This window comes from Amycolatopsis sp. NPDC003676 (genome assembly GCF_053587275.1).
This window is the reverse complement of sequence record NZ_JBSFNS010000063.1, coordinates 14736-27065: the sequence shown is the minus strand read 5'-3', so window position 1 is coordinate 27065 and position 12330 is coordinate 14736. Positions and strand designations below refer to the sequence as shown.

15 protein-coding genes are annotated in these 12330 nt (G+C 71.3%); 11 read left to right on the top strand and 4 right to left on the bottom strand.

All coding sequences use genetic code 11. The annotated features are described in order from the left end of the window. Window positions 1–47: 47 nt before the first annotated feature. A complete protein-coding gene (locus tag ACWDNU_RS29305) occupies window positions 48–1190 on the bottom strand; it encodes an HAF repeat-containing protein (RefSeq protein ID WP_449671274.1) in 1143 nt (380 codons plus the stop codon). A 228-nt stretch (window positions 1191–1418) separates the two neighbouring features. Between ACWDNU_RS29305 and cobA the strand changes: the two genes are divergently transcribed. Together cobA and ACWDNU_RS29295 are read left to right on the top strand one after the other, a co-directional pair. Continuing rightward, on the top strand, window positions 1419–2645 hold the full coding sequence (gene cobA, locus ACWDNU_RS29300; RefSeq protein ID WP_449671273.1) for a uroporphyrinogen-III C-methyltransferase: 1227 nt from the start codon (window positions 1419–1421) through the stop codon (window positions 2643–2645). Window positions 2646–2675: 30 nt separating this feature from the next. Then, a complete protein-coding gene (locus ACWDNU_RS29295) occupies window positions 2676–3443 on the top strand; it encodes a PIG-L deacetylase family protein (protein ID WP_449671272.1) in 768 nt (255 codons plus the stop codon). A 70-nt stretch (window positions 3444–3513) separates the two neighbouring features. On the opposite strand, the gene ACWDNU_RS29290 is transcribed toward ACWDNU_RS29295, so the two are convergent. Further along, window positions 3514–4389, bottom strand: coding sequence for an alpha/beta fold hydrolase (locus ACWDNU_RS29290; RefSeq protein WP_449671271.1), 876 nt, complete (start codon window positions 4387–4389; stop codon window positions 3514–3516). A gap of 109 nt (window positions 4390–4498) precedes the next feature. On the opposite strand from ACWDNU_RS29290, the gene ACWDNU_RS29285 reads away from it, so the two are divergent. Further along, window positions 4499–5341 (top strand): crotonase/enoyl-CoA hydratase family protein, encoded by an 843-nt coding sequence (locus ACWDNU_RS29285; protein ID WP_449671270.1) that lies wholly within the window; start codon window positions 4499–4501, stop codon window positions 5339–5341. Between the two features lie 35 nt (window positions 5342–5376). Further along, window positions 5377–7083 (top strand): AMP-binding protein, encoded by a 1707-nt coding sequence (locus ACWDNU_RS29280; RefSeq protein WP_449671269.1) that lies wholly within the window; start codon window positions 5377–5379, stop codon window positions 7081–7083. Window positions 7084–7104: 21 nt separating this feature from the next. Here ACWDNU_RS29280 and ACWDNU_RS29275 read toward each other — a convergent pair whose 3' ends face one another. Further along, window positions 7105–7335: a hypothetical protein gene (locus tag ACWDNU_RS29275; protein ID WP_037714276.1), complete on the bottom strand. Its 231-nt coding sequence runs from the start codon at window positions 7333–7335 to the stop codon at window positions 7105–7107. A gap of 28 nt (window positions 7336–7363) precedes the next feature. Here ACWDNU_RS29275 and ACWDNU_RS29270 point away from each other — a divergent pair, with 28 nt between their 5' ends. The 7 genes from ACWDNU_RS29270 (at window position 7364) to ACWDNU_RS29240 (ending at window position 11618) form a co-directional block, all read left to right on the top strand. Beyond that, complete coding sequence (locus tag ACWDNU_RS29270) at window positions 7364–7543, top strand: hypothetical protein (RefSeq protein WP_449671268.1); 180 nt, start codon at window positions 7364–7366, stop codon at window positions 7541–7543. Window positions 7544–7893: 350 nt separating this feature from the next. Then, a complete protein-coding gene (locus ACWDNU_RS29265) occupies window positions 7894–8127 on the top strand; it encodes a hypothetical protein (protein ID WP_370936816.1) in 234 nt (77 codons plus the stop codon). Between the two features lie 416 nt (window positions 8128–8543). After that, window positions 8544–9140: a CDP-alcohol phosphatidyltransferase family protein gene (locus tag ACWDNU_RS29260; RefSeq protein ID WP_370936817.1), complete on the top strand. Its 597-nt coding sequence runs from the start codon at window positions 8544–8546 to the stop codon at window positions 9138–9140. A gap of 46 nt (window positions 9141–9186) precedes the next feature. Further along, window positions 9187–9570, top strand: a complete 384-nt coding sequence (gcvH, locus tag ACWDNU_RS29255) for a glycine cleavage system protein GcvH (protein ID WP_037805718.1) — start codon at window positions 9187–9189, stop codon at window positions 9568–9570. A gap of 124 nt (window positions 9571–9694) precedes the next feature. Beyond that, entirely contained in the window at window positions 9695–10165 is a 471-nt protein-coding gene (gene garA / locus ACWDNU_RS29250; RefSeq protein WP_009078859.1) for a glycogen accumulation regulator GarA, read from the top strand. Further along, on the top strand, window positions 10162–10932 hold the full coding sequence (gene ftsR, locus ACWDNU_RS29245; RefSeq protein WP_449671267.1) for a transcriptional regulator FtsR: 771 nt from the start codon (window positions 10162–10164) through the stop codon (window positions 10930–10932). Before garA ends, ftsR begins: the two co-directional genes overlap by 4 nt. A gap of 212 nt (window positions 10933–11144) precedes the next feature. After that, complete coding sequence (locus ACWDNU_RS29240) at window positions 11145–11618, top strand: bifunctional nuclease family protein (RefSeq protein WP_009078856.1); 474 nt, start codon at window positions 11145–11147, stop codon at window positions 11616–11618. A gap of 36 nt (window positions 11619–11654) precedes the next feature. Here ACWDNU_RS29240 and ACWDNU_RS29235 read toward each other — a convergent pair whose 3' ends face one another. After that, entirely contained in the window at window positions 11655–12284 is a 630-nt protein-coding gene (locus ACWDNU_RS29235) for a TetR/AcrR family transcriptional regulator (RefSeq protein ID WP_449671266.1), read from the bottom strand. Window positions 12285–12330: the final 46 nt, after the last annotated feature.

Here is a 12330-nt window from a genome sequence, read left to right as displayed (position 1 = left end):
GTCCGCGCGGCTGGACGGGCGCGAGGCTCGCCCAGCCGCATCCGGCGCTACCCGAGTTTCCAAGCCACCGCGTGCGTCTTGTACCCGGCGACGTCCGCACTCCCGACCACAAACCCGCTGTCGGTGATCCACTCGCCCTTGCTGTAACTGCCGCCCGGCAGAATCCCGAACCGCACGGTGTTCCCGTTGTCGTACCAAACAGTCGCGCGGTTCTGCGAAGCCCCCACCGCGTTCCCGTTCGAGTCGACCCCGGCGACGTCTCCGTCGATCAGGTACACGTTCCCGTCCGGATCCCACAGCACCGAATCCCGGTCCGGCGGGTAGAGATAGCCGCTGCCGGTCACGTATCCGGTGGGGCTGACCTGATTGAGCCAGGACGGATGCGGGCTCTCCCATTGCAGGCGCCGCAGGATCCCGTCGCGGTCCCAGGTCACCGGAACGGAGTTCCCGTGTTCGACGTCGGTCAGGTGCCCGGCGATCGTCCCGTTCCGGTTCATCACGTTGTTCGCGCTCGCCCACGCCGTCGGGGCCAGGTCGGTGATCGGACCGCCGTTCACCCACCGCACGGAGTGCGCCTTCGTGGGGTTGGAGTCCTGGCCCGAGATGATGGCGCCGTCGGCCGAGATGCCGGTGGCGATGGCCCACGTGTCGCCGGGCAGCGTGCCGAGGTCGGTGACCTGGCCGTTCGGATCCCAGCGGAACGGGTGCTGCAGGCCGTCCGGCGTCTGCCATTCCCCGACGACCACGCCGGTGTCGCTGATCTTCTCGCCCATCGCGTTGTGGTAACCGGGCGGAAGCGACATCAAGGTCACCTGGCCCGCGGCGTCCCAGCGCGCGGGGATCGCGATAGTCGGCGTCAGCACGTACCCGGCGGCGACGCCGAGGCTGTTGATGGCGCGCGCCTGCCCCTGAGTGGCACCCGGCGTCGGCAACGCGGTCGGATGCCCGGCGGTGTCCCAGCGGACCGGATGGTCGAGGCGCGGGTCGCGGCCCGCCGACGACGTGCCGACCGCCGTCCCTGCCTCGTTGACCGCCAGCGCCAGGCTCTGGTCGTCCCCGGGCAGCGGAGCGAGATCCGTCGGCGCGAGCGGATCGGCCTGCGCGGTCCCGGTCGTCGCGCCCGCGAACACGAGCAGGGCGGCGGCGAGCGAGCACGCGCGTCTTCGTCTGGTCGCACTGGTCCTGGTCATCATTACTCCCCATCTGATTCGGCGGTGTTTGATCCGGCACTGTGCGACAAGCAGTCGTTTCCCAGGGGAGCAGTGGTACGACCCGCGCGCGGAATTACTCCCGTGGCGCCGGATTTGCCTGCGGACAGCCGACGTATTTTTGCCGTCGTGTTAACCCCGGCGGCCTAGCGGCGTGGCATGACCCACGCTCGGCGTGCGAACCGGCGCCCCGCCCATATGCTTCCGCGCATGGACGACCCGCACTACCTTTCCGGCCTGAACCTGACCGGCCGCCGCGTCGTGGTCTTCGGCGGCGGTTCTGTCGCCCAGCGCCGGCTGCCCCGGCTGATCAGCGCGGGCGCCCGCGTCGAACTGGTGTCGCCGCACACGACGCCGTCGGTGCAGGGGATGGCGGACGCGGGGGAGCTGGTCTGGCACGAGCGCCGCTACACCGCGGGCGACCTGCGGGACGCCTGGTACGCGCTGGCTTGCACGAACAGCCCGGAGACCAACGCCGAGATCTGCGCCGAGGCGGAGCGCGAACGCGTCTTCTGCGTCCGCGCCGACGAGGGCGAATCCGGCTCCGCGGTGACCCCGGCGACCGGACGGCACGGCGGCCTCCTGTTCGGCGTCCTGTCCGGCGGCGAGCCGCTCCGCTCGGCCGCGGTCCGCGATTCGATGCTGGACGGCCTGCACGCGGGCACGATCGAGGACGGCCGCCAGCCGCATCCGGAAGGCACGCTGCCCGGCGTCGCGCTGGTCGGCGGCGGGCCCGGCGACCCGGACCTGATCACCGTGCGCGCCCGGCGGCTGCTGTCGCGCGCCGACGTCGTGGTCGTCGACCGGCTCGGCCCGCGCGATCTGCTGGACGAACTCGCGCCGGAGGTCGAGGTCGTCGACGCGGCGAAGATCCCGTACGGCCGCGCGGCGAGCCAGGACGTGATCAACCGGACGCTGATCGAGAAGGCCAAAGAAGGCAAGTTCGTCGTCCGGCTCAAGGGCGGCGACCCGTACCTGTTCGGCCGCGGCTTCGAAGAAGTCCAGGCGTGCGCCGAAGCGGGCGTTCCGGTGACCATGGTCCCGGGCATCACCTCGGCGTTCGCGGTGCCCGCGGTGGCGGACGTGCCGGTGACGCACCGCGGCGTCGCGCACGAGGTGGTCGTCGTGTCCGGGCACGTCGCGCCGGGCGACGAGCGGTCGCTGGTGGACTGGTCGCTGCTGGCCCGGATGCGCGGCACGATCGTGCTGATGATGGGTGTCGAACGGCTGCCGAAGTTCGCCGCCGCCCTGCTGGAAGGCGGCCGACCGGGCGACACGCCGGTCGCGGTGATCGAGGACGGCACGATGCGGACTCAGCGCGTGCTGCGCTCGACGCTCGCCTCGGTGGCCGACGAAGCGGCGGCCGCGGGCGTGCGTCCGCCCGCGGTGATCGTGTTCGGCCCGGTCGCCGGACTTGACCGGAATGAGGCCGGATAACGCCAGACAACGCGCTGTCCGCGCGCGAAGATGTCCGGTATGACCCTGCCTGCCTTGCCCGAGGAGTCCTTCCAGCGCGTGCTCTGCGTCGTCGCGCATCCCGACGACATGGAGTACGGCACGTCCGCCGCCGTCGCCCGCTGGACGGCGCGCGGCATCGAGGTCGGGTACCTCCTGCTCACCCGCGGCGAGGCAGGCATGCCGAACCCGCCCGAGGAGACGGCCCGGCTGCGCGTCGCCGAGCAGCGCAACGCCTGCGCGGCCGTCGGCGTCGAGCGGCTGACCGTCCTCGACCATCCGGACGGCGTGCTCGTCTACGGCCTCGACCTGCGCCGCGACATCTGCCGCGAGATCCGCCGGTTCCGGCCCGACGTCGTGCTCGGCTGCGGATTCGACGTCGAAACGCCCTACGGCTTCGACCAGGCCGACCACCGCGCCGCCGGGCTCGCGACGCTCGACGCGATCCGCGACGCGGGCAACCGGTGGGTCTTCCCGGAGCAGATCGACGACGAGGGCGTGGCTCCGCATTCAGCGCGCTGGTACCTCGTCCCCGGGCTCGCCGGTTCGGGCGCGACGCACGGCGTCGACGTCACCGGCGAGCCGCTGCGGCGCGGCATCGCTTCCCTGGAGGCGCACGCCGCGTACCTGGCCGCGCTCCCGGACCACCCCGCGCCCGCGGACTTCATCCCGCAGTTCGCGGCGATGAGCGGCAAGGACCTGGGTGTCGAGCACGCGGTCCTGTTCCGCGCCCACGATCTGCAGGCGCCGCCCGCGTTCCCCGACGCCGATCAGGAGTGACCCGTGAAGGACTCCTTGAGGGAATCAGATTCCCTCAAGGGCCCTTCACGGACCGTCGAGACGGGCAGGATCAGACGGGGTAGCGGCGGAAGGCGAAGTCCCGGATCGCCGCGCTGAGCCGTTTCGGGTCGAACCGCAGCTCGACCGGGCTGCGTGCCTGCACGAATTCGGCGTTCGGCAGGTCGTCGGCCAGGCTGCCCGCGTCGCCGAACGGGTGGATCGGGTCGCCCTCGTGGCCGATCACCAGCGCCGGCGTCGTGATCGTGCCCCGGATCGACTTCGGCGGCGCGATCCGGCCGAACAGCACGCCGTGCAGCAGGGCCGCCATCGGCGCCGGGTCCTGGCTCAGCGTGTCCGTGATGACGTCGACCCACTGGTTCCCGTGCGGTACCAAGTGCGCGGCCAGCGCGACCCCGCGCACCGTCGCGGGCAGGAATCGCGCGGCGAACAACAGCGGCGCGAATGTCAGCAGCCCGGCGACGATCGCGTTGTCCAGCACCGGCATCTCGACCACCAGCCCGCGCGCCCGCGACGGGGCGGCGACGGCCACCTCCAGTGCCACGTTCGCGCCCAGCGAGGTCCCGCCGACCACCGCGTCCTCGATCTCCAGATGGTCGAGCAATGCGACGGCCTGCTCGCCGAACGCGGGCATCGAATAGCGCCACGACTGCGTCGGCCGGTCGGAATCGCCGTGGCCGAGCAGGTCGAGCGTGACCACGCGGAACCCGGCGCGGGCGAGCCGCCGGGCCAGCGGCGCGTGCATCCGCCGGGTGAACATGATCCCGTGCATGAGCACCACGACGCGGTCGCCGCTGCCGTATTCGGTGTAGCACAGGCGCTGGCCCTCGTGCCGGAACGAGCCGGACAGCTCGATCGGCCGAGCCTTGCGGGCCGCCGCGGGTTCCGCCGGCGGGGCGTCGGCGACGGGCACGGGTGCCGGATCCATACGGGCGCCTCCCTCTCCACCTCGGGTCTCCAGGAAAGCATCCCGCAGCGCCGTTGGCACAGTGTCAACCGGATGAGCTGGGGTGGCCGGGATGAGTAAAGATGGCCGCATGACCGAACCAGTAGCCGCCCTGCCCGAACTCGCCTCCCTCCGCGTCGACCTCGACGGCGCGGTCGCCGAGGTGACCCTGCTCGGCCCGGGCAAGGGCAACGCGATGGGCCCCGACTTCTGGCGCGAGCTGCCGCTGGTGTTCGCCGCCCTCGACGCCGACCCGCGGGTGCGCGCCGTGGTCCTCGCCGGAAGCGGCAAGCACTTCTCCTACGGCCTCGACCTGCCCGCGATGATGGGCGGCTGGGCCCCGCTGCTGGCCGGCGACGCGCTCGCCGGGCCGCGCACCGAGTTCCACCGCGAGGTCCAGCGGCTGCAGCAGGCGGTCAGTTCGATCGCCGAATGCCGCAAGCCGGTGGTCGCCGCGGTGTCCGGCTGGTGCATCGGCGGCGGCGTGGACGTCGTCACCGCCGCCGACATCCGCCTGGCCAGCGAGGACGCCAAGTTCAGCGTCCGCGAGGTGAAGGTCGCGATCGTCGCCGACATCGGCAGCCTGCAGCGCCTCGCGCCGATCATCGGCGAGGGCCACGTCCGCGAACTCGCCCTCACCGGCAAGGACGTCGACGCCGCCCGCGCGGAGAAGATCGGCCTGGTCAACGACGTGTACCCGGATCAGGAGACGCTGCTGGCCAAGGCCCGCGAGCTGGCCGCCGAGATCGCCGCCAACCCGCCGCTGGTCGTCCAGGGCACCAAGCAGGTCCTGTCGGCCAACACCGAACGCCAGGTCGCCGAGGGCCTGCGCTACGTCGCCGCGTGGAACTCCGCGTTCCTGCCGAGCAAGGACCTCCAGGAAGCCGTCCAGGCCTTTATGGAGCGACGAGCGCCGGAGTTCAAGGGCGAGTAAAACAGGCACGGGAAAGCGAGCACGAGGAGTACGACGTGAGCAACGGCGCTGAGGTCACCGGCTACCAGGCATTCCGCGCGGCGCGGGACTATCTGCAGACCCATCGCGAGGACTACGAAACTGCCTATCGCGAGTTCGCGTGGCCGCAGCTGGACGAGTTCAACTGGGCCACGGACTGGTTCGACGCCATCGCGGCGGATCCGGCGAACGCGCAGCGGTACGCGCTGTGGATCGTGGAAGAGGACGGCACCGAGAACCGCTGGACGTTCCCGGAGATGTCGGCCCGGTCCAACCAGGTCGCGAACTGGCTGCGCGGCCTCGGCGTCTCGCGCGGCGACCGGGTGATCGTCATGCTCGGCAACCAGGGCGAGCTGTGGGAAACCATCCTCGCGGCGATCAAGCTGGGGGCCGTCGTCATCCCGGCGTCCACGCTGCTCGGACCGGCCGACCTGGTGGACCGCGTCGAGCGCGGCAATGCGAAGCACGTGATCGTGCGCGACATCGACGCGGAGAAGTTCGCCGACGTCGCGGGCGACTACACGCGCATCGCGGTCGGCGAACCGGTTTCCGGTTGGCACGCCTTCGAAACCGCGTACGCGTCGTCGGCCGAATTCACCCCGGACGGGGTCGCCCGCGCCGAGGACCCGCTGCTGCTGTACTTCACCTCGGGCACCACCGCGAAGCCGAAACTGGTGCAGCACACGCACGTCTCGTATCCGGTCGGCCATCTGTCCACAATGTACTGGATCGGGCTGGAGCCGGGCGACGTCCACCTCAACATCTCGTCGCCGGGCTGGGCCAAGCACGCGTGGAGCAACTTCTTCGCGCCGTGGAACGCCGAAGCGACGGTGTTCCTGTACAACTACGCTCGGTTCGACGCGGCCGCGCTGATGGCGCAGATGGACCGCTGCGGCATCACCAGCTTCTGCGCGCCGCCGACGGTGTGGCGGATGCTGATCCAGGCCGACCTCACCGCGCTGCGGACGCCGCCGAAGAAGGTCGTCGGCGCGGGGGAGCCGCTCAACCCCGAGGTGATCGAGCAGGTCGAGAAGGCATGGGGCGTCACGATCCGGGACGGTTTCGGGCAGACCGAAACCAGCGTCCAGGTCGCGAACACCCCGGGCCAGGACGTCGTGGCCGGTTCGATGGGCCGTCCGCTGCCCGGGTTCGCGGTCGCGCTGGTCGACCCGGTCACCGGCAAGCGCGCGACCGAGGGCGAGATCTGCCTCGACCTCGCGCACCGGCCGGTCGGCCTGATGGCGGGCTACGCGGACGACGACGAGCGCACGTCGGCTGCGTTTGCAGGTGGCTACTACCACACCGGAGACGTCGGCTCGGTCGACGAGCGCGGCTACATCACCTACGTCGGCCGCACCGACGACGTCTTCAAGGCGTCGGACTACCGGATCTCGCCGTTCGAGCTGGAGAGCGTCCTGCTGGAGCACGAAGCGGTCGCCGAGGCGGCCGTGGTGCCCGCGCCGGATCCGATCCGGCTGGCGGTGCCGAAGGCGTACGTCGTGCTCGCCTCCGGGCACGAGCCGGACGCCGAGACCGCGCGGGAGATCCTCGCGTACGCGCGGGAGCACCTCGCGCCGTACAAGCGGATCCGGCGGCTGGAGTTCGGGGAACTGCCGAAGACCATCTCGGGCAAGATCCGCCGGGTCGAACTGCGCGGCCGCGAAGGCGGCGAACGGCCGGAGGGCGAGTTCCGCGAGGACGACTTCCCGGACCTCAAGTCCTGAGCCGCGGCGGTGGTACCGGTCCTATTCGGCCGGTACCACCGCCGCCAGCACGGTCTGCTCGCCCTTGCTGCACGTCGTGCCGCCCTGCGCGGCGGGCGGGCCGGAAACGCACAGCCAGCCGTCGACGGTCGCGTTGACCGGGTTGTTCGAGCCTGCGGCCTGGCGGCCGTTGATCGCCTGGTGGAACTTCTTGACCAGCGCCATCGCGTCCGCGCACGGGATGGCTTTGTTGTCGTAGACGTACAACGTCATCCCGCTCGCCGCGGTGACGGTGCCGCACGTGCCTGGATTGACCGGCGGAGCCTGTTTCGACGGCTTCGGCGCGGCCGCGGTGCTGCTGGGCGCGGCCGGCGGGCTGCTCGCGCCGCCGGTCTCCGGAAGCGGCGGGGGAGCGTGCGTGCTCGGCGCGGCCGAGGCGATCGCGGAGGGCGCCGACGGGGCGGCCGCCGGTGGCGCTTGATCCCCCGAACAGGCGGTGAGCGCGGGCAAAACCACCACAGCCGCGCACAGCGGCCCGTACACGGTTTTCGACGGGAGCACCGCGATCCTTTCGCCGGGGTCGCGCCCATTCTGGCCCCTCGCGCCTCGCTGAGCGGCACCGACACACCGGAGCGGGCGTCGTCGAGTCTACTGTGGACGGTTGGTTTCCGGTTCCGGACCGGGAAATCCGCATCGCCGGGGCGCATCGTTCGGAGGAATCCGGACCGAGGCGGTTAACGCTCGGCGGTCCCGCGCCGACGTAGAGGGCAGGCGCCCCGCGCGTTCCAGGTCCCCGAAGCCCGACGCCAGAGAGCACGAGTCACCGAGAGCATGAGCACCGAAGCCGCCCCCGCAGCCGAGACCGACGCCCCGACCGATCCGCCGACCGAACCCTGCAGCGTGGTGTGGTGCGGCGGCCGCCCTTACGTCCTCGAAGCCGGCGCCGTGCGCCCGCGCTGGGTGGGCACCGACGGCCGCGGCCGTCCGGAAACGCTGAGCACCGCGCAATTGCGGCGCCGCGGATGGAGCCACCGCCGCGCGGCCAGCCGCCGCCGCTCGCGCTGACGCTTCCGCCGGATCGCGTCCGGAGCCGGGGAGGGGTCCCGGACGCGACCCGGCGGATCCGCCCGGATTCCCCGGCGCCGCACCGATTCGCCCGCGCCGTGAGCGGAATCGTTCCAGCCGCGCACCGGCTCCGCCGGATCCGCGGACAGAGTCCCGCAAGAGGTCCCGGGGCGGAACAACGCTTTCCGTATCGCGGAACAGTTCGCGCTGGGCTTCCACCCGTCGGCCGCCAGCGCGGCTCGGACGGCCGCCGCAGCGCAACCCCGGCTCCGTCGTCCGTCCCGCCAGGACGCCGCCGCAGCGCAACCCCGGCCCCGTCGTCCACCCCGCCAGGACACCGCCGCAGCACAACCCCGGTCCCGCCGTTCACCCCGCCAGGACAAACGCCGCGATCCCGGCCGCTCTAGGCTGGCCGCGTGACCACGGTCCCCGACGAGCCCAAGACCGAGCCCTCCCTGTGGCGGCAGGCGCTCACCGTTCCCAACCTGCTGTCGCTGCTGCGGCTGGCGGGCGTCCCGGTGTTCCTCTGGCTGCTGCTCGGCCCGAAGGAGGACGGCTGGGCGCTGGCCCTGCTGATCTTCTCCGCGCTCACCGACTGGCTCGACGGCAAGCTCGCCCGCTGGCTGGACCAGATGTCGCGGCTCGGCCAACTGCTCGACCCCGCCGCGGACCGGCTCTACATCCTCGCCACGCTCGTCGCCTTCCTCATCCGCGACATCATCCCGTGGTGGGTCGTCGTCCCGCTGGTGCTGCGCGAGCTGGTGCTCGGCGTCTGCGTGATGCTGCTGCGCCGGGGCGGGTTCGCGCCGCCGGAGGTCACCTACATCGGCAAGGGCGCCACCTTCGTCCTCATGTACGCCTTCCCGTTCCTGCTGCTCACGCAAGGCGGCTCGGACGTCGCCGCGGTCGCGCGGCCGATCGCGTACGCGTTCATGGTGTGGGGCGGCGTCCTGTATGTCTGGTCCGGCGCGCTTTACGTCGTGCAGGCGGCTCGCGCGCTGCGGACCCGGTGATGGAAGATTGCGGTCAGGAAAGCCAGCACCAGGAAGGGGAGCGGCGTTGACCACTCCGGAAGAACTGCGCTACACCGAGGAGCACGAGTGGGTCGCGACCCGCGAGGGTTCGCTCGTGCGGGTGGGGATCACCGAATACGCGCAGGACCAGCTCGGCGACGTCGTGTTCGTCGACCTGCCCGAGGTCGGCAAGCAGGTCGGCGCGGGGGACGCCTTCGGCGAGGTCGAGTCCACGAAGAGCGTCTCCGAGCTGTTCGCGCCGGTCGACGGCGAGATCGTGGCGGTGAACTCCGCGGTCGCCGATTCGCCCGAGCTCGTCAACTCCGACCCCTACGGCGAGGGCTGGCTCGTGGAGATCCGGCTCGACGACCCGGCCGGTCTCGAGGCGCTGCTCGAGGCCGAGGCGTACCAGGCTCTGATCAAGGGCTGAGCCGCTCGGCCCGGCGCCGGAGCCTCAAGGGGAGCCCGAGGGTTCCGGGCCGGTCGGGCACGGTACGTTGACAGCTACACGTTCTTGGTCGATGGCAACATTTCATGCGTAGAGGAGAGCTCAGGTGAGCACGAACGACGGGCCCGGCGTTCCCCCGGAGCAGTCTCCGGAGCGGACCTCTGTCTTCCGGGCCGATTTCCTGGCCGACATGGAAGGCCAGCAGGAGTCCGCGCCGGCCGCCGAGGCACCGGTGCAGGGCGTCGACGCCCTGCCGCCGGGTTCCGCCCTCCTGGTCGTGAAGCGCGGGCCCAACGCGGGCTCCCGCTTCCTGCTCGACCGCGACACCACCAGCGCGGGACGGCACCCCGACAGCGACATCTTCCTCGACGACGTCACGGTTTCCCGCCGCCACGCGGAATTCCGGCGCGAGGGCGGGGAGTTCGTCGTGATCGACGTCGGCAGCCTGAACGGCACCTACGTCAACCGCGAGCCGGTCGACCAGGCCGTTCTCGCCGGCGGCGACGAGGTGCAGATCGGCAAGTTCCGCCTGGTCTTCCTGACCGGCCCGGGGCACGGGGGCCAGGGGGCGCAGTGACGGCGGCCGGGCAGCCCGGTCGTCAGGAGGCCCGGCGGGACGGGTTGAGCATCGGGGCGGTGCTCGCGCAGCTGCGCGGGGACTTCCCCGATGTCACGATTTCCAAGATCCGCTTCCTCGAGGCGGAAGGCCTGGTCCGCCCGGGCCGCACGCCTTCGGGGTACCGGCAGTTCTCGCCGGCGGACGTGGAACGCCTGCGGTACGTGCTGTCCGCGCAGCGCGACCACTATCTCCCGCTCAAGGTCATCAAGGAGCAGCTCGACGCGGCCGACGCGGGCGCACAGCCGCCCGCGCCGGTCCCGGCGGCCCCCCAGCTGCCGCGGCGGCTCGTTCCGCTCGGCGACGGGAGCGATCCCGCCGGACTGCCCGCGGCGGCGGACTTCGAGACCGGGCCGGACACCCGGCTCACCCAGGAAGACCTGCTGGAGCAAGCGGGAATCGACGACGCGACGCTGGCCGAGCTGTGCCAGTACGGCCTGCTGCGCCCAGGCGCGGCGGGTTTTTTCGGCCCGGAATCGGTGCTGATCGCCCGCACGGTCAAGGCGATGACCGAATTCGGGCTGGAGCCGCGGCACCTGCGAGCGTTCCGCGCCGCCGCCGACCGCGAGGTCGGCCTGCTGGAGCAGATCGTGACCCCCGCGTACCGGCATCGTGACGCGGACGCGAAAGCCCGCGCGGACGAGGTGGTGCGCGAACTGGCCGCGCTGTCGGTCACGCTGCACACCTTGCTCGTCAAGGCCGGCATCCGCGGCGTCGCCGGCGATTGACGTCTATGCCCGAGACGCGGTTTTCGTCACTTGTCAATGACTGAACCTCAGCGCCGGGATGCCGTACCGTGAGAGACGGTTCGCGAGACCACGAACCGAGAATGTCCGCTGCGAGCGAGCACAGCGCCCGGATGACGGGTAGCGTCGGAGACAACGGTCGTCAGCCGTCGCCAGCGCTGCGGCCCGTGTGCACGAGAGGGAGGCGAAGCCCGATGAGCGAGATGCGCGTCGTCGGAGTGCGGGTCGAACTGCCCGCCAATCAGCCGATCTTGTTGCTGCGGGAGACCGAGGGCGAGCGGTACCTGCCGATCTGGATCGGCTCGGTCGAAGCCACCGCGATCGCCCTGGAACAGCAAGGGGTCCGGCCCGCCCGGCCGCTCACCCACGATCTGCTCAAAGAGGTCATCGGCGCGCTCGGCCGCGAGCTCGAGCAGGTCGTCATCACCGACCTCAAAGAAGGCACGTTCTTCGCCGAACTGGTCTTCGACGGCGACATCCGCGTGTCGGCCCGCCCGAGCGATTCGGTCGCGCTGGCGCTGCGGATCGGCGTCCCGATCCACGCGGTCGACGCGGTGCTCGAAGAAGCCGGCCTGATCATCCCGGACGAGCAGGAGGACGAGGTCGAGAAGTTCCGCGAGTTCCTCGACTCCGTCTCCCCGGAAGACTTCCGCGGCGCCGACACCTGATCGCCCCCGCCCGGTGGTTTCCCGCCGGGCACGAGCTCAGCGTGCGGTGGCGCGCGCGAACAGGTCCGCCAGCTCCCGGCCGTAGCGGTCCAGGTCGATCTCCGGATTCGCGGCGTAGGCGGCCGCGACCCCGTCGACGGCCTGCGCGATCGACAGCGCCACGATCTCCGGCGAGATGTCGCCGAACGCCCCCTCCTTGCGGCCCTGGTCCAGTTGCCGCTGCAACGCGCCGGTGCGCAATTGCCCGACCATGACGCCGGTCATCGCCCAGCCGTCGCGGTCGTCGGCGTGCGCGGCCATCTCGACCAGCACCCGCTCGCATTGCGGGTAGTCGCGCAGGAACGCGACCGAGGTTTCGATGTAGGCGCGCAGGTTCGCCGGCCGGTCCGCCGGGTCGAGACCCTCGCTGCGCCGGCGCAGGTATTCCGATTTGGTCTCGGACACCGTGCTCAGCACCGCCTGCATGAGGCCGGCCTTGTTCGTGAAGTGGTACGAGATCAGCCGGGTGCTGCTGAGGCCGGCCCGCTCCTTGATGCGCGCGAAGGTGGTGCGCGCGTACCCGTGGTCGGCGATCGTGGCGATGGTCGCGCCGATGATCTGCGCCCGGGTGGTGGCCTCGGTGACGCTGAGGCCGAGTTCGGCTTGCGTGTCGATGTTTACTTGCATGAGTAACAAGTTACTCGACCGAGTAAAAAATGGCAATCCCGTACGG